This is a genomic window from Ostreiculturibacter nitratireducens (genome assembly GCF_032670585.1).
In the GTDB taxonomy this organism is placed as follows: Bacteria; Pseudomonadota; Alphaproteobacteria; order Rhodobacterales; family Rhodobacteraceae; genus Ostreiculturibacter; species Ostreiculturibacter nitratireducens.
The window spans coordinates 1389045-1411631 of the sequence record NZ_JAVQHL010000001.1; the positions used below are offsets into that span (position 1 = coordinate 1389045).

At 64.0% G+C, this 22587-nt stretch carries 18 protein-coding genes; 5 read left to right on the forward strand and 13 right to left on the reverse strand.

The features are described 5' to 3' along the window. Positions 1-129: 129 nt before the first annotated feature. The 10 genes from ABCN56_RS06675 to ABCN56_RS06720 all read right to left on the reverse strand — a co-directional run bounded on the left by ABCN56_RS06675 (position 130) and on the right by ABCN56_RS06720 (position 10313). Positions 130-1926 (reverse strand): feruloyl-CoA synthase, encoded by a 1797-nt coding sequence (locus ABCN56_RS06675; protein WP_343079977.1) that lies wholly within the window; start codon positions 1924-1926, stop codon positions 130-132. Positions 1927-2031: 105 nt separating this feature from the next. After that, the gene (locus tag ABCN56_RS06680) at positions 2032-2793 is read right to left on the reverse strand and encodes a crotonase/enoyl-CoA hydratase family protein (protein ID WP_343079978.1); all 762 of its coding nucleotides are present in this window, start codon (positions 2791-2793) and stop codon (positions 2032-2034) included. Positions 2794-2995: 202 nt separating this feature from the next. Next, a complete protein-coding gene (locus ABCN56_RS06685; protein ID WP_343079979.1) occupies positions 2996-3673 on the reverse strand; it encodes a DUF2270 domain-containing protein in 678 nt (225 codons plus the stop codon). A 149-nt stretch (positions 3674-3822) separates the two neighbouring features. Further along, positions 3823-4944: a Gfo/Idh/MocA family protein gene (locus ABCN56_RS06690; RefSeq protein ID WP_343079980.1), complete on the reverse strand. Its 1122-nt coding sequence runs from the start codon at positions 4942-4944 to the stop codon at positions 3823-3825. Positions 4945-5164: 220 nt separating this feature from the next. Next, a complete protein-coding gene (locus ABCN56_RS06695) occupies positions 5165-6466 on the reverse strand; it encodes a TRAP transporter large permease (RefSeq protein WP_343079981.1) in 1302 nt (433 codons plus the stop codon). 1 nt (position 6467) lies between these two features. Continuing rightward, entirely contained in the window at positions 6468-6959 is a 492-nt protein-coding gene (locus ABCN56_RS06700) for a TRAP transporter small permease (protein WP_343079982.1), read from the reverse strand. 51 nt (positions 6960-7010) lie between these two features. Beyond that, a complete protein-coding gene (gene dctP / locus ABCN56_RS06705; protein WP_343079983.1) occupies positions 7011-8135 on the reverse strand; it encodes a TRAP transporter substrate-binding protein DctP in 1125 nt (374 codons plus the stop codon). 30 nt (positions 8136-8165) lie between these two features. Continuing rightward, entirely contained in the window at positions 8166-9041 is an 876-nt protein-coding gene (locus ABCN56_RS06710; protein WP_343079984.1) for an amidohydrolase family protein, read from the reverse strand. Next, on the reverse strand, positions 9038-9526 hold the full coding sequence (locus ABCN56_RS06715) for a MarR family winged helix-turn-helix transcriptional regulator (RefSeq protein WP_343079985.1): 489 nt from the start codon (positions 9524-9526) through the stop codon (positions 9038-9040). Before ABCN56_RS06715 ends, ABCN56_RS06710 begins: the two co-directional genes overlap by 4 nt. Beyond that, on the reverse strand, positions 9519-10313 hold the full coding sequence (locus ABCN56_RS06720) for a crotonase/enoyl-CoA hydratase family protein (protein WP_343079986.1): 795 nt from the start codon (positions 10311-10313) through the stop codon (positions 9519-9521). The genes ABCN56_RS06715 and ABCN56_RS06720 overlap by 8 nt, the downstream gene beginning before the upstream one ends. 104 nt (positions 10314-10417) lie before the next feature. On the opposite strand from ABCN56_RS06720, the gene ABCN56_RS06725 reads away from it, so the two are divergent. Together ABCN56_RS06725 and ABCN56_RS06730 are read left to right on the forward strand one after the other, a co-directional pair. Then, the gene (locus tag ABCN56_RS06725; RefSeq protein WP_343079987.1) at positions 10418-12265 is read left to right on the forward strand and encodes a feruloyl-CoA synthase; all 1848 of its coding nucleotides are present in this window, start codon (positions 10418-10420) and stop codon (positions 12263-12265) included. A gap of 243 nt (positions 12266-12508) precedes the next feature. After that, positions 12509-14884, forward strand: a complete 2376-nt coding sequence (locus ABCN56_RS06730) for a DUF3772 domain-containing protein (protein WP_343079988.1) — start codon at positions 12509-12511, stop codon at positions 14882-14884. Between the two features lie 676 nt (positions 14885-15560). Here ABCN56_RS06730 and ABCN56_RS06735 read toward each other — a convergent pair. Continuing rightward, on the reverse strand, positions 15561-17351 hold the full coding sequence (locus tag ABCN56_RS06735) for a glycosyltransferase family 2 protein (protein WP_343079989.1): 1791 nt from the start codon (positions 17349-17351) through the stop codon (positions 15561-15563). Positions 17352-17361: 10 nt separating this feature from the next. Beyond that, positions 17362-18177, reverse strand: coding sequence for a hypothetical protein (locus tag ABCN56_RS06740; protein WP_343079990.1), 816 nt, complete (start codon positions 18175-18177; stop codon positions 17362-17364). Between the two features lie 256 nt (positions 18178-18433). Between ABCN56_RS06740 and ABCN56_RS06745 the strand changes: the two genes are divergently transcribed. From ABCN56_RS06745 to ABCN56_RS06755, 3 genes are all read left to right on the forward strand, one after another. Further along, positions 18434-19333 carry a hypothetical protein gene (locus tag ABCN56_RS06745; RefSeq protein WP_343079991.1) on the forward strand — a complete coding sequence of 300 codons (900 nt, stop codon included), beginning with the start codon at positions 18434-18436 and terminating at the stop codon, positions 19331-19333. A gap of 160 nt (positions 19334-19493) precedes the next feature. Beyond that, complete coding sequence (locus ABCN56_RS06750; RefSeq protein WP_343079992.1) at positions 19494-20342, forward strand: glycosyltransferase family 2 protein; 849 nt, start codon at positions 19494-19496, stop codon at positions 20340-20342. Between the two features lie 69 nt (positions 20343-20411). Continuing rightward, a complete protein-coding gene (locus ABCN56_RS06755) occupies positions 20412-21320 on the forward strand; it encodes a hypothetical protein (RefSeq protein ID WP_343079993.1) in 909 nt (302 codons plus the stop codon). 65 nt (positions 21321-21385) lie between these two features. Here ABCN56_RS06755 and ABCN56_RS06760 read toward each other — a convergent pair whose 3' ends face one another. Next, a complete protein-coding gene (locus tag ABCN56_RS06760) occupies positions 21386-22507 on the reverse strand; it encodes a glycosyltransferase family 61 protein (protein ID WP_343079994.1) in 1122 nt (373 codons plus the stop codon). Positions 22508-22587 lie beyond the last annotated feature (80 nt).

Genomic DNA, 22587 nt, shown 5'->3' on the forward strand with positions numbered 1-22587 from the left:
GACTGAAGAAAGTCCAAGGTCGGGGTGGCGTTCGCCCGGGCCGTCCGCGCCCAGTTCATCGACCCCGAGCGGCTGAATCGTCGGATCGTTTTCCGTTTCCGGCACGGCACGAGGTGAATGCCTAGTACGTCAGATCAGTATCGCCGCCGGATCGTCATCGTCATAGAGCCGGTCGAGGAACTGCGCGCGCCGCGTCAGAAGTTTCCGGAAGTTCAGGTTGCCCTTCGCGGTGATCTCGCCGTCGGAAACCGAGGGCGGCTCCGACAGGATAAGGGCACGGGTCACGCGCGTCGCCGATCCTTCGGAGGCCCGGGCCTTGAGGCGGCGCGCAATCTCGGCGGCTTCGGAAGGCACTATGAGCGCCCCCTCATTCTCTGAGGCATCGGGATGCGCCCGCAGGGACGCCGTAGGAATGATGAAGACGCCGATCTCGTTCCGGTCGGCCCCGGTCACGATGACGTCGGCAGCAAGTCCGCCCAGATGCGCCAGCACGTCCAGCCGCAGGTTCGCGGCCCTCACCCATGTGCCGGTCAGAAGCTTGAAGTCCTCCGATATCCGCCCGTCGAAGACCATGCCCTTGTTCATGTCGGACGGGTCGAGGAACTTCATCGCGTCCCCGGTGATGAAGTAACCCTCCGCATCGAAGGACTTCGCGGTTTTCGCCGGGTCCTCGAAATAACCCGGCGTCACGGTCGGCCCCTGAACGCGGACCTCGCAGCGCATGTCCTCGTCCGGGACAAGCTTGATAGTTACGCCCGGCACCGGAACCCCCACCACTCCCGAGCGGTTCGTCGGCTCGTGCTGGATCAGGCAGGCGGGCGCCGTTTCGGTCAGCCCCCAGGAGGATGTGAAAAGCGGCACCTCGCCCCGGACCTCGCGCGCCATCGCCTCCAGATCGGCCCAGACATCCTGCGGCAGGCTCGCGCCCGCGTAGAAGAGCAGGTCGAGGCTCTCGAAATAGCTGCGCCGCAGGTCGGCGTCCTGTTTCATCGCGTCCCGGAGGAAGGCAAAGCCCACGGGGACGTTGAAGGCGAGGGTCCCGGTAACCAGCCGCTGGTTCTCGATCGTCCGGCCGATGAGCGCGGGCATGGGCTTTCCGTCGTCGATGTAGAGAGCCCCGCCATTGGCGAGCATCATGTTGAAGTTGTGGCTGCCTCCGAAGACATGGTTCCACGGAAGCCAGTCCACGATGCGCGGCGGCTTCCTCTTCAGGAACGGCAGGCAGACCGCGAGTTGGGCCTGATTGGTGCACATCATCCGGTGCGTCGTCAGCACCCCCTTGGGCGAGGAGGTGGAGCCGGACGTCATGAGGATCTTGGCGAGCGTGTCTGGCCCGACCATGGCATTGGCCGCGTCAACGTCGGGCCCTGCGACCGTCGCGAGGTTCGCGAAGGCTGTCGTTCCTTCCGGAACATTGACGCTGACGACCCTCTCCAGCCCATCGAACCACGGCAGGTTCAGCGCAGCGCCGAACCGATCCCCGTCGACCGCGTAGACCATGCGCGGATGCGTGAGGCGCGTCACATGTTCCAGCTGCCGGTTGGCCTCGGGGATCAGCGCGTATTGCTCGGCCACCGGCACCGTCGGCACGCCGACATACTGGGCGGCGAGCGTCAGCAGGCCGTGATCCACGCCATTGCCGGAAATGATGAGGATCGGCGTCTCCGCCCCCAGCCCGCGCGCCAGAAGCCCCGCGGCGATCGCCCGAACCTGCGTCAGAGCCTCAGTGTATGTGACCTTGCGCCAGCCTTCCCCATCGCGCTCGGCCAGGAAGACCGCATCCGGTGTCCTCTCCGCCCAATCGTGAAGCCAGTCCGTCGTCCGCGACGCCACGGGGCCGAGGCCGTGAGCCGAGCGAAGAAGGATGGAACCGTCGGGACGATCCTCCCGGATCACCTCGTGCGAGAGATATCGAGTCCGCGCCATTCTCCCCCCAAGCCGGCATGCTTCAGTGTCCGGTCCACCCTTCGATTTCGAGGCACCTCTGCCCCGCCGCGCTCACCCCGTGCAACCCCCGTTTACGATTTCAGCTCAGCGGAATTTCGGCGCCCGCTTCTCAAGAAAAGCAGCCAACCCCTCCAGCGCGTCCGGGCTCGTTTGCGTGATGGCAGCGCAGAGGCTTTCGGTGAAAAGCCCGTCCTGCTTCGACATGTCCTCGATCCGTGCCAGCGCCTGGATCATGATGTAGTTCGACAAGGGGGCGTTCCCGGCGATCTGGTGCGCGAGTTCCACGGCCCGGGCCAGAGCTTCGCCCTCGCCGACGACGTAGTGCGTCAGACCGAGCCGCAACCCTTCCTCGGCGCCGTACTTCCGCCCCGTGAGCATCATCTCGATCATCCGGTCCGCGCCGAGGATCCGACCGACCCGCACGCTCGCGCCACCCCCGACGAAGATGCCCCGCCGCCCCTCGGGCAACTGGAAGATCGTCGAGGGCTCGGCAATCCGCACATGCGTTGCCGCTGCCAGTTCCAGCCCGCCTCCGATGACCGCGCCAAACATCGCGCTGACGACCGGCAGGCCGCCGAACTGGATCCGGTCCATGACCTGATGCCAGCCCCGCGAATGGCGCATCGTCCCCTCGGCGTCGCGGGCGACATGTTCGGAGAGGTCGAGGCCCGAGCAGTAGTGCCCCGCCGTGCCGGTCAGGACAACCACCTTCACGCCTTCGGGCGGGTTCGAGAAGAAGGCGTCCAGTTCGGCAAGAAGCGCGTCCGACATCGCGTTGCGCTTGTCGGGGCGGTTCATGGTCAGCGTGGCGATGGGGCCATCAATGGCGACGGTGACGAGCGGCACGGACGATGGTCCTTTCAGCAGGAACGAGGGCGAGGCGCGAAATCTGCGGGTGGCATGACCGGCACTACTCCCTCCGGGATTCTATCCGGCTTGCGGATGGTCGGCCGGGACGCCGCACATGCTAATAACTGCTATACCGTATATCAATTTGAATGTTGAGCCGACGAAAACGCCGGGACGGGCAAGAACCACGCACTTGCCGTCAGCCCATGCTTGAGGGGGCCCTCCGCGTCGCGGCCCTGCGGACGTCGTCGCGCCAGCTCCACACGGCGACCGCACCCCAGGTCGCGCAATATATCCCGCCGAGGGCAAGCACGTAGCTGCCGGGAACGAGCCCGATCGCGGCGCGTTCCGGAATCTGCGCCAACTCGGTGATCGGTTCGGGGTGCACGATGAGCTTGCCGACATAGGCGATGGTCTGGATCAGGAGTATCCAGAAGTAGTTCCGCCTGATCCGGCGGCCCAGCGCCACCCAAAGCGAAACGTGGTAATGGGGATGCAGGTAGTCGTCGGCCAGTCTCTGCTGCCAGCCTTCTTCCAGATGAAGATCACCGTTGCCCAGCATCGGCGCGAAGAAGTGGATCTCCATCCATCTGCAGCGGGCGCGCCAGACGTTGAAATACCGGTAGCGGCGCGCTTCGAGCATCAGGAAGAAGAAGATCAGGATCCCGACGAGGATCAGCGGGATCGGCGAGGCTCCGGGCGACGTGAAGGAGATCGACAGCGCGACGCCGAGGGTCACCACCGCCCAGTTGGTCGTCGTGTCCAGCCGCGTTCGCCAGACCGTCGAACGGTAGACCTCGCCGCGATACAGATGTGCGATGGCGCCGATTTCCGCGGCATCCAGCGACTTCCGTTCGCTTGGATCTCGATCCGGCATGTGCCTCCCCCTGACGGGAAATGTCGCACAGCCGGGCGAACGTCGGCAAGCCATTGCGGTGTGGCTCAGGAATGCGGATCTAGCGCGAAGCGAGCTTCGACGCCGGTCTCTTCTTCAAGGTGGTCACCGGCCCCGCACGGACGCCACGCTCAGGCCAGGACGACGTCCATCCAGGCCCCCTTGGCCGAGGATCTCTGGATCGTCTCGACAATCGTCTGGATGCGGTAGCCAGCGCGGAAGTTGAAGGGTTCAGGACCTTCGCCGGCCAGCGCGGCGAGATAACCCGCCACCTCGATCGCCTTCAGGTCGTTGAAGCCCAGTTGGTGACCCGGCGCGACGCAGAAACGCCCGTAGGGGTAATGGTCCGGCCCGGCCTCGATCCGGCGGAAGCCCTGGCGCCCCCTGGCGTCGGAGGTCGAGTAGTAGTGGAGCACGTTGAAATGCTCCTGGCTGAAAGCAAGAGCCCCCTTGGTCCCATGGACCTCGAAGTCATGCTGCATCTTTCGGCCGGTTGCGATCCAGTTCCCCTCGATGGAACCCGTGGCGCCGTTTTCGAAGCGCAGGAAGGCCCGTCCGACATCGTCCACCTCGACATTTCGGACGCCGCCTTTCCCATCGGGGCGGCTGCCGATCATCGTCACGCAGTCGCCCATGACGCGGACGATCGGGCCGATGAGGAACTCGGCGGTGGCCAGCGCGTGGCTGCCGATATCCGCAAGGGCCCCGCCGCCCGCCGGGTCGTGGCGGAACGTGAACGGCGAGGACGCGTCGATCATGTAGTCTTCGGCGTGGAGCCCGCGATAGCCGCGGATCTCGCCCAGTTCGCCCCCGGCGATCATCTCGCGCGCAAGGGCGAGCATCGGGTTGCAGAGGTAGTTGAAGCCGACCTGCGTCTTGATGCGTGCCGCTTCGGCTGCCTCGGCCATCTCGCGCGCATCGGCGGCAAGCGGCGCCAGCGGCTTTTCGCAGTAGACGTGCTTGCCTGCGGCAATTGCCGCCAGCGCCATTTCCTTGTGGAGCGCGTTGGGGGCGGTGATGTCGATCACGTCGATTTCGGGATCGTTGACCAGATCCCGCCAGTCGTGCGTCGCCTTGGCGAAACCGAACGCGGCCCGCGCTGCTTCGGCGGCTTCGACCGAGACGTCGGCGATCGTGTGAAGAACGATCTCGTAGGGCAGGTCGAAAACCTTCTGCGCCGAGGCGAAACCGAAGACATGGGCCTTGCCCATGAAACCGGAGCCGATGAGGCCGATGCGGAGTTTCGGTTTCATGTTTCTCTGTCCTTCCCTCAGGGCGCCCCGGCGCGCCGGGGCCGAATACTTTGCCTGGCAGGTCCGCCCGACTCGGCCGCCTTCCCTGCGACGTTGTTCTATCACCGCGGGGCCGCAGCGCCACAAAAATTGCGGCGATCACTTTCTCGCAATGTGCCGTTCGGAAAGCGACGTGTGCAAGGGGTCATCCGGGGGATGCGTCGCGTCTATGCAAGTGCCGCTACATGAGTCCCGGCAACGCCAGCACGAGCGTCGGGAAGATGATGACGATGGCCGTGACGACGAGGTCGGCAACGAAGAAGGGCGCCACGCCACTGAAGATCTGGAGCGTCGAGACATGTTCGTGCGCGACGTTGCGGATGACGAAGACGTTCAGTCCGACGGGCGGCGTGATCATCCCGATCTCCAGAAGCTTCACCACGAGCACGCCGAACCAGACAAGGCTTATCCCTTCGGCGTTTAGAATCGGGATGAACACCGGAAGCGTGACGAGAAGCGCGCCGAACGGCTCCATCACCATGCCGAGAAGCAGGTAGATCACGACGATGATGAGCATCAGCTCGTAGTAGCCGATATCCGCGGCGCCGACCTGCGTCGACAGGAAGCCCGAAAGGCCCGTGATCCCGAGAAACCGGGTAAACATGGACGCGCCGATCCCGATGATGAGAAGCGAAGCCGTGGTCATCAGCGTCTCGAGGAGCGCCTGTTTCATGACCATCCAGTTCAGCCGCCCGATCAGCCCGGCGCAGAAGATCGCGCCCGCCGCACCGATCGCGCCCGCCTCGGTCGCGGTGAAGAACCCGGAGAACAGGCCGCCGAAGACGAGGACGATCAGAAGGAGGACAGGCCAGATTCTTTCGATCGCGGCGCGCGCGCTGAGCGGCTCTTCCTCGATCGGGCGCCGCGGGACGAGGTCGGGGCGCATCCAGGCGAGGACAAGGACGATGGCGGAGTAGCTCAGCGCGGTCAGAATGCCGATCACGACACCCCCGAGAAAGACGCCGGTGATCGAGGTTTCGGCAAAGATCCCGTAGAGGATCATGAGGATCGACGGCGGGATCAGCGCGCCGATCGTCCCGCCGGCGGCAATGGCGCCCGCCGCGATCGAGGGGGAATAGCCTGCCCGCACCATCTCGGGGATGGCGATGCGCCCCATCGAGGCCGCCGTCGCCAGCGAGGAGCCGCAGACAGCGGCGAACCCAGAACAGGCGAAGATCGACGAAATCGCGAGCGCGCCCGGGACACGGCGCAGAAGGGCCTTGGCCGCGTCGAAGAGGCCCGAGGTCAGTTGCGCGTGGAAGGCGACGAAGCCCATGAGAAGGAACATCGGGACCGCGCTCATCGTCCAGCTCGCGACGAAGCTGTAGGGCGTGTTCGACAGGATGCCCAGTGCCGGGCTCAGACCCAGAAGCCAGGCGATACCGCCGAAGGACACGGCGATGAGGGCCAGCGCCACGGGGACCCGCGCGATCAGCAAGGCGAAGAGGACCGCGATGCCCCAGAATCCTGTCTCGACGCTCATTTCAGGCTTGCCCCCGAACCGAATGCGCGGCGCGAAGCAGCGTCACCAGCGCGGCCAGGCAGAAGCCCGCCGGGGGCAGGAAATAGGTTGGCCAGACAGGCACCTCGCGTCCGAGGACGTCGACGAAGGAGCCCACCCGCCATTCGGACAGGGCCGATTGCAGCGTGACCCAGGCGATGGCCGCGTAGATGACCGAAGCTATCAGGGCGACGAGCAGGTCCGACACCCGCCGGAGGCCAGGGGGCATGGCCATGTCGAGAAGCTCGACCGAAACCATGGCGTTGCCTCTTTCGACCCAGGCGAGCGGCAGGAAGGCGATCAGGACCATGTAATAGCGTGAGACGATCTCGTTCGTCGCGGGGATCGGCCGGTCGAACAGGTTCCGCGCGACCACGTCCGCGCCCACATGCAGAAGCATTGCGACGACGCCCAGCGCGCCGATCAGGGCTAGGCCCTGCGCCACCCGGTCCGCCGCGCGTTCCAGCATCTGCATCGTGATCGCCCCGGAAGGACGGCCGGCGCAGGATTGCGCCGGCCGATTGCCTCACATGCCGTAGGTCGAGAGATCCACCTTGCTCCAGACCTCGTCATAGACCCTCTCGGCCATCGCGGAGGGATCGTGGTTCACCTCGGCGGAGATCGCCTCCCACTTCTCGACGAGCCCGATGAACTCGGCCACGCGGTCGGCGGCGTCGGTCATGCCGAAACGCTCGGCCGAGATCGCAGCCGCGGTTTCACGGTCGGCGATGGCGAATTCCCGCGCCGCTTCGGCGAAGGCCGGGTCCGCGTCGACTATGGCAATGCCCGCATCCTTCGCCGCCTGCGCCGCGACCGCAGGGAATTCGTAGCCCCAGCGGTTGGTGAAGTTCGCATTGGCCCGGTTCGCCGCCCGCAGGAGCGCGCCCCGCTCCTCTGCCGAAAGCTCGGCCCATGTGTTCTTCGCCGTGGCGAAGTTCGAGGTCGAGAAGTAGGTTCCGAGAGGTACGGCCGTTACCTGCTTGACCAGTTCGACGAGCCGGAAGGACAGCAGGTCCCCGATCGAGGCCATGGACCCGTCGATCGTGCCCTGCGACATCGCCTCGAAGGTCTCGCCCACCCCGATCGACACGGGCACCGCGCCGAAATGCTCCGCCCAGCGGGAGAACGGGGCCCCGCCCGACCGCAGCCGGAGGCCCTTCACATCGTCGGCCGAGGCTACCGGCTTGGTCGTCAGGAGGACGTAGGGATCCGACGATCCCGAGCCGAGATAGACGATGCCGAATTTCGACATCTCCTCCTGGCAACTGGCGCAGTTGACCGTGTATTCGGTCAGCGCCGCGCCCATCGCGTGGGGATCCGTGCCTGACAGCGACAGTTCGCCCGCGAGCGCGAAGTTCGGAAGCTCCGCCGGGAAGTAGAGTGGCAGCAGGTTCCCCACGTCGACGAGCCCGGTCTGAAGCGCGTCCTTCATCTGGCCGAGGCTCACGACCTCCGGGCCCAGCAGGATGGCGTTCATGCCGCCGTCCGACTCTTCCGGCAGATATTCGACGAGGCCGCCGTAGAGGTGGCTCGACGCCGGATGCGCGGGCGGCGCCCCCGGGGCGACGCGCAGGTCGCGCGCATCCGCCGATGCAGCCACACCCAGACCGAGTGCGGCCGCCAGTGCGAACGTGTGGTGCAGTTTCGTCATGATCATTCCTCCCTGATCATTCTCATGACTTCAGATCTTCAGAAGCCGTCTTGCGTTCTCCTTCAGGATGAGCGGCCGCACCTCCTCCCGTACGGCAATGGTTTCGAAATCCGCGAGCCAGCGATCCGGCGTGATCGCGGGCCAGTCCGAGCCGAACAGCATCTTCCTCTTCAGGATCGTGTTCGCGTACTGGACGAAGATCGGCGGGAAATATTTGGGCGACCAGCCCGACATGTCGATGTAGACATTGGGCTTGTGCTGGGCGACGGACAGGCCCTCCTCCGTCCAGGGGAAGGAGGGATGCGCCAGCACGATCGGCATGTCCGGGAAATCCACCGCCACATCGTCCACGTGCATCGGGTTCGAATACTTCAGCCGCATTCCCATGCCGCCGCGCATCCCGGAGCCGACGCCTGTCTGCCCGCTGTGGAAAAGGGCTATCGCCCCCTCCTCCGCGATGGCCTCGTAGAGCGGGTAGGCCATGCGGTCATTGGGCCGGAAACCCTGCATCGTCGGATGGAACTTGAAGCCCCGGACGCCGAATTCCCGCACCAGCCGCCGCGCTTCGCGCGCGCCGGCGCGCCCCTTCGCGGGGTCGATCGAGGCGAAGGGGATCAGGATGTCGCTGTTCTCTGCGGCGATCCGGGCGACCTCCTCGTTCGAATAGCGGCGGAAACCGGTTTCGCGCTCGGCATCGACGGGGAAGATCACCGCGCCGATCCTGCGCTCGCGGAAATAGGCCGCCGTCTGCTGGACGGTCGGCAGCATCCCCTTGGCCCCGACGGGGTTCTTGAAATACGCGGCCATCCCGGCCTGGAACTCGTCGTAGCCATCGTCGCGCGGGCCGCAGCAGGGCTCCTCCGCGTGGGTGTGGAAATCGATGGCAACAAGGTCGTCCGCGTTCATGGCCTGGAGTCCTTCGGGTCCTGCGGAAGGTCGAGATACTTGCGGAGCAGGCGCTTCAGCGTCTCGGCCTCGCGCGCCGTCAGACCGGGAACGGGGCGCGCCTCGTGCGCGAGGAACGGCTCGCGCAGCCTGTCGACCCGCTCCGCCCCCTTCTCCGTCAGCCAGAGCTCGACCGATCGCTTGTCGTCATCGGGGACCGACCGGGTGATGAGGCCGTCGTCTTCCATGGCGCGCGCCATCTTCGTCATGTGCGCGCGTTTTATCATCAGTTGCCGGGCCAGAACGCCCTGCCGCACGCCCGGGTTCCGTCCGACCAGCATCAGGACGGAGACTTCGCCCGGGCGGATGCCGAGATCGTCGAAGCGGTCGAAGAAATCACGGAAAGAGGCGAGTTGCGAAAGCCTCAGGAGAAAGCCGAGAGAGTCGGACAGCGGCCCGAGATCGACATCATCCGGGCTTCGCCCCTTCGCCGGATCTTCAGACATCACGGGGCGCCATCACTTTCTTCGCACGTTTCTCGAGGAACGCGCGAAGCCTTTCCTCTGCCTCGGGCGTCACGGAAGTCAGCGCGGACATGATGGATTCCATGAACAGCCCGTCCTCGGAGGACATGTCCTGAATCCGTGGCAAAGCGTTCAGTATCGCGTAGTTCGACATCTGCGCGTTCCCCGCCGTCGCCTCGGCCAGTTCGATGGCCTTCTCCAGCGACTGCCCCTCGGGCGTGACGTAGTTGATGCCGCCCCATGCCTCCATCTTCTCGGCCGTGACCGTCCTGCCGGTGAGCATCATGTCGCCCATGCGCGCGGCGCCGATCAGGCGTGCGATGCGCACCGAACCGCCACCGCCCACGAATATCCCGCGCTGGCCCTCGGGCATCCCGAAGAAGGCCGAGGCATCCGCGACACGGATATGGGTGGAAGCCGCCAGTTCGAACCCGCCCCCGACCACGGCGCCCTGGAGCGCGGAGACAAAGGGGATCGTCCCGCGTTCGATCATGTCGAAGACGCGGTGCCAGCGGCGCGAACCGGCGATGGCATCGATGAGAGGCTTCTCGACATGCTCGCCAAGATCGAGCCCCGCGCAGAAATGCGGCCCCGTCCCCATTATGACGCCGGCGCGCGCTTCGGCTGAGGCGCGCTCCACCGCACGGGCCAACGCCTCGACCACCCGGTCACTGATCGCGTTCCGCTTCTCGGGCCGATTGAGCCCGATGACCGCAACCGCGCCGCGGAGTTCATAGGTGACGAGATTTTCCCCGGCCGTTCGATCCATGCGCCTTCCTCCGGCGGCCCGCAGCGAAACGGATAATGTTTACTAGTAGACAAACTTTCCGATTCGAGTCAACGTGAGCACAGTTCGGAAATGGCTGGGGAGACATGACCGATCCTTCCGCGAAAGTGGCCCTCTGGACCCCCTCGGTCCGCAGCGAAACGCGGCCCGACGGCTCCATCCTCGTCTGGCAGGAGGAACCGCTCGGCGCCTACCCGCGCTGCATCACGGCGCGGTTCATGGAATGGGCCGAAAGGGTTCCCGAAAGGGTCTGGATGGCCGAACGCGGGCCGGATGACGCCTGGCGGGCCACGACCTACGGGGAAGGAGCCCGAACGATCCGCGCGATCGGTTCGGCGCTCCTCGCGCAGGGCCTGACCGCCGAACGGCCGCTTCTCATCCTCTCGGGCAACAGCGTCGCTCACGCGCTGATGGCGCTCGGCGCGCAGCATGTGGGCGTGCCATCCGCCGCACTCGCCCCCGCCTACTCGCTCGCCTCAGGGGACTATGGCAAGCTGAAGGACATCGCGGCGCAGCTGACCCCCGGCATAATTTTCGCCGATGACGCCGCGAAATTCGCCCCGGCCATCCAGGCGGTCTTCGGGGCGGACATCCCCGTGGCCTCGGTCGAGGGAGTCCTCGGCGACCGCGAAACGCTGTCTTTCACGCAACTCGCGGCGACGGAGCCCTCTGACCGGATGGAGGCGGCCCACGCGGCGGTTGGCCCCGACACGGTCGCCAAGTTCCTGTTCACCTCCGGCACGACCGGATCCCCCAAGGCCGTGATCCAGACGCAAGGGATGCTGTGTTCCAACCAGGAGATGGTCGCCTCCTGCTACGCCTTCATGCGCGAAACACCGCCCGTCGTCGTGGACTGGGCCCCGTGGAACCACACGGCGAGCGGGAACAAGGTGTTCAACATGGTCGTCTACAACGGGGGCACCTATTACATCGACGACGGCCGCCCCACCCCCGACGGGATCGGACGCACTATCGCGAACCTTCGGGAAATCTCTCCCACCTGGTATTTCAACGTCCCCTTGGGCTTCCAGATGCTGCTCGACGCGATGGAGACGGAAGCAGAGTTGCGCAAGACGTTCTTCGCCCGCGTCTCGATGCTGATGTATGCCGGCGCCGGGATGAGCCAGCCCGTCTGGGACCGCATCACCCGCGTCGCCGAAGAGATGGTGCCGGGCGGCGTCCTCCTCTGCACCGGGTTCGGCTCGACCGAGACCGGCCCCTTCGCGCTCATGTGCACCGAACGGCAGGAACACGCAGGCAATCTCGGCATTCCGGCGCATGGCGTCCTGTTCAAGCTCGTGCCGCAGGGCGACAAGCTTGAGGGGCGGGTGAAAAGCCCTTCCGTCACGCCCGGCTACTGGCGGAACCCGAAGCTCACCGCCGAGGCCTTCGACGAGGAGGGTTTCTACCGGTTCGGCGACGCCTTCCGTTTCGCCGTGCCGGGGGACGCGGCGGCGGGTTTCGTCTTCGACGGGCGGCTCGCGGAGAATTTCAAGCTCGCCTCGGGGACCTGGGTTGCCGTGGGGCCGCTTCGCGCGACCCTGACGAATGACCTCAAGGGCCTTGCGAGCGACGCGGTGATCGCGGGCGAAGGACGCTACGAGCTTGGCGCGCTGGTCGTGCCGGACTGGGCGAAGCTCCGCTCGATCGCCGGCGATCCGAAGCTTGAAGGCGAAAGCCTGCTGCACCACCCCAAGGTGCGCCGGGCGGCGGCGGAAATGCTCGCCGCTCATGCCGCCAGGGCGACGGGATCGGCCTCGCGCGTCACGCGGATCATGTTCATGGAAGTGCCCCTTTCCTTCGACAAGGGAGAGGTCACGGACAAGGGCTCGATCAACCAGCGCGCCGTGTTGCGCCACCGCGCAGACCTTGTCGAGAGCCTCTGGTCGGACGATCCGCGCGTGATCGCGCTCGCCTCCGAGGGGAAAGCCTGAGGCGACGCAGTCGCGGCCCCCTGAGATCGCGGGACCGCGCCCGACGCGGCCTATCCGCGATGCTCGGACGGTTGGACTGCATCGCATGACGCTGCGCCAAGCCAATATTCCACACACAGCGCACTAGCTTTGACGGCGCTTTGGGTGCCAAAAAGGATCACGAGCAGAGACCAGAAAGGGGGAGAGACCTTCCTGATGCCATCGCTTCGTCTGACGCCTCTTCGGCTACATCGAAGATTTCCCGTGGGAATCCTCGCCATCCTGTCGGTCATCGCCGTCGCCTTCTGGCTTGCGTTATCGGCAGCCCCGGCGGCCGCTCAGGACACCCCTCAGGAAGAACCCTTCGTCACATGGGACCGGACCGCCGAGGAAGCGGAGAGGCTTCTCGAGCAGGATGGTGTAAGCCCCGAAGTCCTTCAGCGGCTCAGGGACACACTCGCCGAGCAGCGCGACGAAGCGTTCGAAATGGCCAACGAGGGCTCGGTTCGCGCGAAGACCCTGCAGGCGCAGATGGACTCGCTCGGAACCCCGCCGCTCGAAGGCGAGCCGGAAGCCGAAGACGTCGCGGCCCGGCGCGCCGAACTGTCCAAAGCCATCGCCGAAGCCAACGCCCCGGTCCTCGATGCGCGCGAGGCACTGGAGCGCTCCGAGATCCTGATCTCCGAACTCGACAGGAAGATCCGCGCCGCCGGAACGAAGCGGCTTCTGGAGCGCTCCCCTACCCCGCTTCTGCCCGTGGCATGGGCGGAGCTTCCAGGGGACCTGACCCGGTTCGGTGATCGCTTCCTCGAGGACGTCGCGATCTTGCAGTCCTCCGAAGCGAAGATGGCCGCGCTTCGCGCCGGCCTTCCGTCCGCGATGATCTTCGCCGCCATCGGCATTCTTCTTGTCCTCGTCGTCGAGCCGCTGGTGACGTCGCGCCTCGTCCGGGCCAGAGAGCATACCTTGGGGAAGCATCGGCGGCGGGCGCTTGCGGTCACCTCGCTGTTCCTTCGCCTGCTGATACCCTTGGCCGGGCTTGCGCTTACAGTATTCGCCCCGGCGATGATCACGCCGGACCTGCCGCGCATGAGAAGCGTCGCCTCGATGCTGACGGGGGTGATCCTCTTCCTGATGGGCGCGCATATCCTGGGCGGGCTGCTCTTTTCCCCCGCGCGGCCGAAGCAAAGGATACTCCGGCTCGACGACGGTCTCGCGAGACGGGGTTACTGGCTCAGCCATCTGCTCGGCATCCACCTCGCGATCAAGACCGTGCTGGATGCGATGGAGGCGGATTACACCTTCGCGCCCGGGTCGCAATCCGTATTGGCCTTCCTCGTCATCCTGACGGGCATCTACCCGCTCTACCGGCTTGGTGCCTTCCTGATGGCGACCGTGAAGGACGACGAGGCCAGCGACAGGATCACCGTCGACGTGACGATCCTGTTCGGACGGTTCCTCAAGCTCGCGGCCGTTCTTGCGGGCATCTTCGCAAGCCTCGGCTTCGTCAACCTCGCACGGGAAGCCCTGGAGCCGGCGATTCTCACGGCCGCGCTCGCCGCGGCGGGCATCTACCTGCGGACCCTGATCGTCACCGCGATCGAAGACATGCTCGGCATACCCACGGCGGACGAGGAAGAGGGCGCCATCCTTCTCCCGATGCTCGTCTCGTCGCTCATCTTCCTCGGGGCGCTGCCGCTTCTGGCGATGACCTGGGGGGCGCGCACCAGCGATATCTCGGAAGTCTGGCGCCTGCTGACGGCGGGAGTCGAGGTCGGCGACACTCGCATCTCGATCACCACCGTCATCACGCTTATCGCCGTCTTCCTCGTCGGGCTTGTGGTGACGAGGTGGATCCAGCGGCTTCTGCGCCAGACATTCCTTCCCCGGACCAAGCTGGATCGCGGCGCGCAATCGTCGATCGTCACCGGCGTCGGATATGTCGGCATAACGCTTGCCGCTCTCATCGCCGTCTCTTCGGCGGGTCTCAACCTTTCGAGCCTCGCCGTCGTCGCCGGAGCGCTCTCGGTCGGCATCGGCTTCGGGATGCAGAACATCGTCTCGAACTTCGTTTCGGGGATCATCCTGCTGATCGAGCGCCCGGTTCAGGAGGGCGACTGGATCGAGGTATCCGGCTATTCGGGCTACGTCCGCAAGATCGCCGTCCGCTCCACGCGGATCGAGACCTTTGACCGCTTCGACGTGATCATCCCGAACGCCGACCTCATCGCCGGGACCGTCAAGAACATGACCCTTATGAACCGGGACGGCCGCCTGGTGCTGCCAGTGGGCGTCGCCTACGGCAGCGACCTTCAGAAGGTGAAGAGCATCCTCCTCGAAGTGACGGAAGGCCGAGCGGACATCATGAAGGATCCGGCGCCGACGGTTCTGTTCACGGGGCTCGGCGAAAGCTCACTCGACTTCGAGCTCCGGTGCTACCTGCCGGACGTCGGAACCACGCTGACGACCCGGTCGGAACTGCTGTTCGACATCTACACGAAACTGACCGAGGCGGGGATCGAGATACCCTTCCCGCAGCGGGATGTCTCGCTCAAGGGAATCGAGAAGCTGACCGAGGCGATTCGGATGTTGTCTCAGAAGAACACCGGGCACGAAGAGGACAAGCCTTCGCCGACCTGACGTCTTCCCCCGAGGATTTCCTCCCCGCGCCATCTGGCGGAAGGCATCGCGACGGCGGCCGTCCGGCCCGTTCAACGTCGCTTGCGCAACCGATATCGGGCCACGTCTGCTTGGCCCGTGCGTCTCGTCGCCGGAACCGTATCGGGCTGGCCTTTTCCCATGCGAGGCGGCGTGAACGAATTGTTTCGGTGAAAAATCGCCGAAACAGGGTGATTTGCCAATCACTTCAGGTTAAGGAGGGGTATCGTTGTTGTAGCGATCAAAAGGGCCCGTGTGTGTTTGTGGGCCCGCGTAACAAGTGGATTGTGTGTTATGAACTCGTCCAAGCGTCATGCGCCGGACACTCGCGACAAAGCTGCCAGGCTGCGGGTATCCGACAAATCATCACCCGGTACCGGGCCGTTCGCGCCCCTGGTTTCCCAGTCCGAGCTGGACTGGATGAGCAATGCGCCAGCCAAAGGCCGACCCCGAAGCGTTCCACAACGCCTGCTGAGACGGGATTACGGTCCGTTCTCCCTTCCCGCACTGGAGTTTTGCGGGTTGATCGGCCTCCTGCTTTACCTGACGGTTGGAGGCGCTTGAAAGGCTGTGGCCTGACTGGTCCGCACCGCGTATCCGGGGCTGAAGGCCCGAACTTGTTCCGCCGCGCCCGTCCCGGGGCCCGGTGCCACCGGCATCAACTCCGCCGATATTCCGACGTACCGGACTTCTGGCCATCCGATATCCGCTCGAACCCGGCAGCGGTCAAAACGTCATTCCACGCTTCCGCGAGCGCCTCGTCGGCCTCGCGCAGCAGTAGAACGCGCTTCAGCGGGGCCAGGTCCACGGCCTTCACCCAGGCCGGCGCCAGCGCCGCGGCCCCGATGCGAAGCACGTCCGGACGGAAATCGCGAATGCAATGGGCAAGGCCGCGCGCGCCGGTCTCCTCGCTGTCGCCCGGCATCACGAGGGGGCCGTTGGCGTAACTTACGCGGCCGACAAGACCGTTCAATTCCGCTACGCGTCGGGCGAATTCGATCAGGTCCGAGCGTTCCTGCTGGATCATGACCCGCAACGCCGGATGAGCCTGCGCGGCCAGTTGCGCGACAAACCCGAAGCCTTCCGTCGCGTCCAGCATGCGCCGGGCGTCCACGGTCGCTCCGACGATCTGTCGCGCCGCGCGCCGTTCGAACTTGCCGGCGATCAGGGTCTCCAGCGCATCGGGCGCGAAGAGACGCAGGTCGGCTGGTACCTTCAGCCCTCGGTTCTCGACGATTTCGACCGGCACGGGCGAGGAGAGGTCCACCGGGCCGGGCAGATACGGGCTGCCGGTCATGTCTCCGAATTCGGCCGAAGGCTTCGTGCGCCGCTCCTCGACGGGGCGCGAACCGGATTTCTTCTCGACCTCGGACATGAGCGAGGCGATCTTCAGAGGATCGCGCGCCTGGGGCGGTTTTGCCGTGACCTGCGTGATCGGCACCTCTCCGGCCCGCAGAAGGCTCTCCTTCAGTTCGGCGTAGGCGTCGGTCTTCCTGTAGTCCTCGAGACGCGCCTCGACCCGTTGCATCGCCGCCTCATGGAGCCTGCCGAGAACAGGGTCGGCCAGAAGCTCGTTCATGATCTCGCGACGCCGGGCGAAGTGGCGAGAGATCTTTTCGTCGCGCACTTCGTTGCGGTCCTGAAGCGACCAGTAATCCGCGTTGTACTTGTCCTTCTTGTTGTTCACGTTGCCGCGGAACTTGCGGATCGCGTAGCTGTCGATCGACTTGATCGCATAGTGGTTCAGCTGCGCCCAGTCGTAGCCGAGGGTTCGCCGGATCGACCGCCAGCCGCGAAACTTGAAGTAGTCTTCCATCGGCTGGCCCGAGCCGTTCAGCCAGCGGACCGTGTCGGGAAAACCGTCTTCCAAGTGCTTGTTCTTGATCTTCGGCCGATGGATGCCGAGCCGCCAGTATTCCGGATCATACTTGAATAGCGTCTTGACCCCCCACCCCATGCGCCAAAGCGGCGGGGCGGCATAGAGGTACTGTTCCGTCACGGGCGCGCGCGACCAGTCGGTGACGAAACCGGATCCGAAGATGCGCCAGGTGATGACGATCCCGTTGGCATCGCGCGCAACCGCGTCGGCCAGCATCCCGTCCAGCGTCCCGGACGGATGGTTGATGCACAGGAATTCGTCCGCGTCGAAGAGCATCACCCAGTCGGCGGCAGCGACCAGGGGTTCGTTTTCGGCATGGGCGATGGCCGAGGGCTGTGGCTTCACGCCCTCCCTGATGACGTTGTGGCGGTGGTAGCCCAGCCCGAGTTCCTCGAGCCGCTGCAACATCTCGACCGTGCCGTCGGTGCAATCGTTCGTATAGACAAGGATGTCCGTGAAGCCGACGGCAAGGTGATGCGCGAACCATTCCAGCAGGAAAGGCGCCTCGTCCTTCATCATCGACACCGCCATGACGGTGCCGTGAGGGCTCTTGTGCCGGGTCAGCGCCATCGCGCGCGGATCACTCTTCGAGCGCGGCCGCAGGATCGATCCCGACCTGTTCGCACATCCGCGCAACGTAGGAGTTCGGCAACGGCGGGTTCTTGCGCCAGTAGGGCTTGGTGCCGTTCGTGTAGAGGTGCACGCTCACCGTATTGTCGGTGAAATGCCCTTCGACCCGGCCGTAGGGGTCGTAGAACACATCGTTCAGCTGGAACGGAACCGGGTAGAGGACATCGGATGTCATCGCCTTCTCGTAGTCGCCCGTCTGCTGGGCGAACCAGGTGAATGCCTGCGGCCCGAAGGCGGTGCGTTCCGCCTTGTAGATGCGCACGGCTTTCGGCAGCGACGGGTTCTGCTTGTCCATCTGCTTGCGTTGGCGCTTGTTCCACCAGGCAGGATAGTCGGGCAGGTTGTCGTAGTAGTCCAGGAGTTGGTCCATCAGCTCGCATTGCTGCGGCAGGCCGACAACGCCACAGTTCAGCGCGCCGCGCATGCCGTGGCCGGCGAAGACATAATCCCACTCCTCCGGAAACGGAGCATGGCAGAAGGCGTCGCAGTCGATCCAGAGCGCGCCCGTCTTCCGGATCATCTTGTAGCGGAACACGTTCGACAGGAACGAGGCCGAAGTCGCCTCGACGATACCCATGTCGATGTCCATGATCTCGGTCGCGGGGCGGATTTCCACGCCTTCCGGCGCATTGTCGACCGCATCGGTGCAGTAAAGCGTGACCGGATGACCGTGCACCAGGTGCGACTTCAGGCAAAGCTGATTGAGATAGTGCAGCTTGGGGCCAATCCAGAGAGAGGCGACGGGCCGGCGGTTCAGGTTCATCATGGGCGCTTTCGGATAACCGGAGACGTTTGATGGAAGACTTACCGAGGACGGACATTCGACTCCAGAACGAAAAGAGGTATTCGGGCCGAACACGCTGGCCGCAACGACACAAACCATTGTGCAGTCACGTCTATCAAGATACCTCGAAGGTGCCGACAATCGACGGGGCGATCCGAAAGCATCGAATCTGACGCAACGTTCCTGTCCGCAGGCGGCCATTTCATCAAGCGCAGTAGACCATCAAAGACGCAAGACGATGACCAGACCTCTTCTGACATTCTTCTATATCGTAGAGCCTCCTCAATACGAGATCTTCGCATGCACTCTGCTCGCGTCCATCCGGACGCATTTCGACCCGTCTAAGGTTGCCGCAGTCGGCTACTGCCCTGAACACAGGTTTGACGAACTGCATCCCGCCACTCTTCGGGCTCACGAGATGATGGGAGCCGAAGTTCGGCCGATGAAAACCGAGAGCATGTGGGACAGCCCGTATCCCCACGGGAACAAGATCATTGCCGCGCTTCAGCCGCGAAACACCGAATTCTCGGCCTTCGTCGACAGCGACGTGATGTTCCTGAGAGCGAACGATCCGCTCAATCTGATACGCGACGGACACGTCTCATGCTCGGCGGCAGCGTCCATGCCATGGGGGAACTACGAAAGCTGGGAGAAGATCTACTCCGTTTTCGACATGCCTGTGCCCGACGAGCGCATCTCCCTCATGCGCGCTGGCGGGTCCGTGGTTCCCTATTTCAGCGCGGGCCTCGTAGTGTTCCCCGAGGACGGCGGACCTGAAAGACAGCGTTTTCCAGAAGTCTGGTACGATACAGCTCGCACACTGGACAGAGAGGACTGGCTTCCCAAACGGCGTCCTTATCTTGATCAGATGACACTTCCGATTGCGATCCGGCGTGCAGGCTTAAGCTGGAACATTCTTCCAGAGGAGCAACATTACATCTTGGGCGGCCGTCTGCGGGGCCTGCCTCTGCCAAAGGATAGAAGTATCTTCACCGCGCATTACCGAAACGTTCGGGTCCTGAAAGAGACAGGTCTCTTCAAGGTCGGCCAAAGAATGCTCAAGCGCGAGACTGGCGTACGACACCTCCGCAAGCTCCAAGCTGACCCGGCCTCGCTGACGGAAACTCGTGACAAATGAACGAGTTTCCCTTCGTCTCACTTCTGGTCTGACGTCGCCCAACCAGCACTTGAGCCACGTGGACAACGGCCTGATCTCGGTTTGCCTTCGGCGGTCCGCAACGATAACGTCGCGCGAACCCACTTGCCCAGAGACCACCTTGCTCCGCACAAACTGAACGATGGCAAAGAAACTGTCCTGCGCGTTGACTCATGCACGGCAAGAGTCCTTTTTTCTTGAGAAGTGGATCCACCACTATTCTCAGATCGTTGGCCGCGAGAATCTTTACGTCACTCTTGACGGATCAGACTGGACTCCAGATGTCGATCTGACCGGCGTCAATGTGGAAGTGATCGAAGACGCGCCGCGCGCGCGTATCAGGAATGACCGCTTCATTGCCAGCGAGATGTCGAAGCGGGCAAACGGCCTCAGGAAGCGCTACCGATATGTACTGCGTATGGATGTCGATGAATTCGTTGTACTGGATCCGGCCGCGCATCTGGACTGGGACGAAGCCCTCGGCGAGGTCGACGACGACGGATACATTTTTGCGATCGGCATCGACGTGATACAGCGCGGCGCGGATCTCTCGCCTGCGGACCGGACTTCGCCGATTCTTGCGCAAAGACCCTTCGGAGTGGTTTCTGGCCTTTACACCAAACCGTTCGCGATAAGCCGCTGGAACAACTGGGCTGGCGGCGGCCATCGCCTGATCAACCGCCCCGTGAAGATCTCGAACAACTTCGTGCTCTTCCATCTTGCGCTGGCGGACCTCAACATCGCCCAGGAACGGCATTCCGCCAGAGGGGGCGATGCCCAGCACAATTCGTTCGTTTCCTATATTGGAGAACGTTTCACTGCCATCCGTTCAACGTCGACAATGGAGATCGAGGATTACGACGAAGTTTGCGGCGTTGCCAAGCACGTCTTTACCTGGAATGAGGACGGGGAAGCCCGCAAACGTCCGCCGCCGCAGAACGATCGGGCGCTCTACGTCGAGATCCCGGGCCGCTTCCAATCACTCCTGTGAAACAGCGATGTTTCAAGCCTATGCCTGATCTCCGTCCTCGGCCTCCAACCTTCATGAAGTACGGGCAAGATGAACAGCGTTTCCTTCATTCTGGTTGCTGACGGCCCTCGCTTTGAGGATTCCGCTACTATCTTGGTTGGATCCATGCGGCTCGCCCATCCGGAAGTGGCGTGCATCAACGTCTACTGCCCGGAGCAGAAACTCCTGCAACTCTCGGGCTTTTTCCGTGAGGCGATGGCAGTACTCGGAGCCTCGATCGTGCCGATCATCGATCAGCCGTCGCCGTGGGCCTCCCCTTATCCTCATGGAAACAAGCTTCTCGCAGCCTCTCAAGCGCGTGATTGCGACGTATCAGTCTTTTTTGACACCGATACGGTTCTGCTAAGCCCAATCTCAGACTCAGTGTCGAAGGGTGGCACGCCAGAACCAACGGTTTTCGCTGTCCCGGAGGGTGTGCCAACGTGGGGGCGGCACATTGAGGACTGGGTGCCGGTCTATCGCCATTTCGGGCTACCCGTTCCTGACGAACGAGTGCGAATGTGTCGCGGACGGAGAGTCGAAACGCTACCGTATTTCAACGCTGGCTTTGTCGGCTTCGCAGAAGCGGCAACCGAAATGGGTCTGCGGTTCGGGGAGCTATGGCTGGAAACAGCGATCGAGATTGACCAGGCGCTCGATATCCCAAACAAACGGCCCTGGCTCGACCAGATCGCACTGCCAATCGCAGTGGCACGCAGCGGGCTGAAGATGCGCGTCCATGACGAAACCTACAACTATTCGCTCTATCGACGGCGCGAACCTGCCGGGGAAGACGTTAGACTGGCACACTACCACATCCCAGGAAGTTTTCGGTCCGAACCGGCATGCCTGGCCGTATATCGGCGAGTGCTCGACCTGCTTCCTGACGAGCTTTCCTCCGTTCTGCGCAAGCGCGCGATCCCCTACGAAATGCCGGGACGAGCAAAGAACCGCGTCTGATCGCGCACGAGATCGGCGGCCCATTCGCCAGCCAGCCGTTCGCGGCCAATCGGCACGCGTCGGCGTTACTGTATTTCGGCGGCAACGATCTCTTGGCCGAGGCGAGTTGCCAGGTCGTGCCTTTCCGTGTCTATGTCGCTCGCCGAAATCGGCGACCAGTGCTGTGGCCGGCGAATGAAGCCACGTTCGGCCAGTGCTTGCCCCAGCGCAGGGAAATCAAGTTCGGAGTAGATTTCGCTCATCTGCGACAGTTTCGCGCCCTCGAACTGGTAGTAGCGGCCGTTGAGTGCATCTATGACATCTGGTTCGGCACCGCCGAAGTACCGGAACTGGGTTAGGAAATCGTCGATCGTGTTGCCGGGGCGGCGCAGCACGATGCCGACGCGGTCACCATCCTCGGCGAAGAACGCGGCGAGGTGCAGCGCCGAGGAGTCGCTCGACACGATCATCCTGGCGGCCTTGTACTGCGCGATCTGCTCTTCGATCGAATGTTCCTGCGGATGGAAGATGCGGTAGCCTTCGGTCTCGAAAAGACGCTCCATCTGCGCCTCGCCGAAATAGCGGCCCCGCTTGGAAAAGAGCCGCGTGCGGGAGATATAGATCTTTTCGGCGCCTTCCGCGGTCACGCGGCGCCTGAGGCGCCGCTTTGTGAAGGCACGAAATTCCGGGCTGCCGGCGACCATGTCGCCCGTGCCGAAGCCCTGCGGAGCGACCGCGAGCCGCTCGACCCGTACAGGGGTCGCCACTCCCGTGGCACGCTTTCGGCGTGCCCCGAACAGGGTCAACATCGGCCGCATCGGCCTCACGAACCGCTCGGGCCATGTGACACGTTGCTTCAGCAGGAAGAGTTCGCCTTCGGGGCGCTCCCCGACATGCGCACGCGCCCACAACCTGCCCGTCGATTCAAGAAGGAAGTGCCCGAAGTGTTGGTAGAGCATCCCGCCGTAGAGCCACAGGCCGGGTATGGTCTCACCTTCCGGTTCCGGCGCCGGCCCCGTCGGTGTCACCGTTGTGGGCAGCGTCGAGTTCCGGAAACACTGCGACTCTTCGACAAAGCGGCCGTCGGCATCGAAGACCCCCGCGGGGCGCTGTATGCCCGACGCGCGCCCATCGCCGAAAGGAACGATGATCGCATTCTCGATGATGCGGATTTCCGGCGCCAGCGGCTTCATCGGGTCGAACGGCATTCACTTTCCTCGCCAGGCGGTCTCAAGGCTTCAATCGTCGCGCATCCATTATCATGCCATTCGCACGTGGGCGACTGGCA

Excerpts from the sequence above, each read along its gene's own strand:
- ABCN56_RS06675 (WP_343079977.1), bottom strand. The coding sequence starts at position 1,926 with ATGGCGCGGACTCGATATCTCTCGCACGAGGTGATCCGGGAGGATCGT.
- ABCN56_RS06685 (WP_343079979.1), bottom strand. The coding sequence starts at position 3,673 with ATGCCGGATCGAGATCCAAGCGAACGGAAGTCGCTGGATGCCGCGGAA.
- ABCN56_RS06690 (WP_343079980.1), bottom strand. The coding sequence starts at position 4,944 with ATGAAACCGAAACTCCGCATCGGCCTCATCGGCTCCGGTTTCATGGGC.
- ABCN56_RS06695 (WP_343079981.1), bottom strand. The coding sequence starts at position 6,466 with ATGAGCGTCGAGACAGGATTCTGGGGCATCGCGGTCCTCTTCGCCTTG.
- ABCN56_RS06700 (WP_343079982.1), bottom strand. The coding sequence starts at position 6,959 with ATGCAGATGCTGGAACGCGCGGCGGACCGGGTGGCGCAGGGCCTAGCC.
- dctP (WP_343079983.1), bottom strand. The coding sequence starts at position 8,135 with ATGACGAAACTGCACCACACGTTCGCACTGGCGGCCGCACTCGGTCTG.
- ABCN56_RS06710 (WP_343079984.1), bottom strand. The coding sequence starts at position 9,041 with ATGAACGCGGACGACCTTGTTGCCATCGATTTCCACACCCACGCGGAG.
- ABCN56_RS06715 (WP_343079985.1), bottom strand. The coding sequence starts at position 9,526 with ATGTCTGAAGATCCGGCGAAGGGGCGAAGCCCGGATGATGTCGATCTC.
- ABCN56_RS06720 (WP_343079986.1), bottom strand. The coding sequence starts at position 10,313 with ATGGATCGAACGGCCGGGGAAAATCTCGTCACCTATGAACTCCGCGGC.
- ABCN56_RS06725 (WP_343079987.1), top strand. The coding sequence starts at position 10,418 with ATGACCGATCCTTCCGCGAAAGTGGCCCTCTGGACCCCCTCGGTCCGC.
- ABCN56_RS06735 (WP_343079989.1), bottom strand. The coding sequence starts at position 17,351 with ATGGCGCTGACCCGGCACAAGAGCCCTCACGGCACCGTCATGGCGGTG.
- ABCN56_RS06740 (WP_343079990.1), bottom strand. The coding sequence starts at position 18,177 with ATGATGAACCTGAACCGCCGGCCCGTCGCCTCTCTCTGGATTGGCCCC.
- ABCN56_RS06745 (WP_343079991.1), top strand. The coding sequence starts at position 18,434 with ATGACCAGACCTCTTCTGACATTCTTCTATATCGTAGAGCCTCCTCAA.
- ABCN56_RS06750 (WP_343079992.1), top strand. The coding sequence starts at position 19,494 with ATGGCAAAGAAACTGTCCTGCGCGTTGACTCATGCACGGCAAGAGTCC.
- ABCN56_RS06755 (WP_343079993.1), top strand. The coding sequence starts at position 20,412 with ATGAACAGCGTTTCCTTCATTCTGGTTGCTGACGGCCCTCGCTTTGAG.
- ABCN56_RS06760 (WP_343079994.1), bottom strand. The coding sequence starts at position 22,507 with ATGCCGTTCGACCCGATGAAGCCGCTGGCGCCGGAAATCCGCATCATC.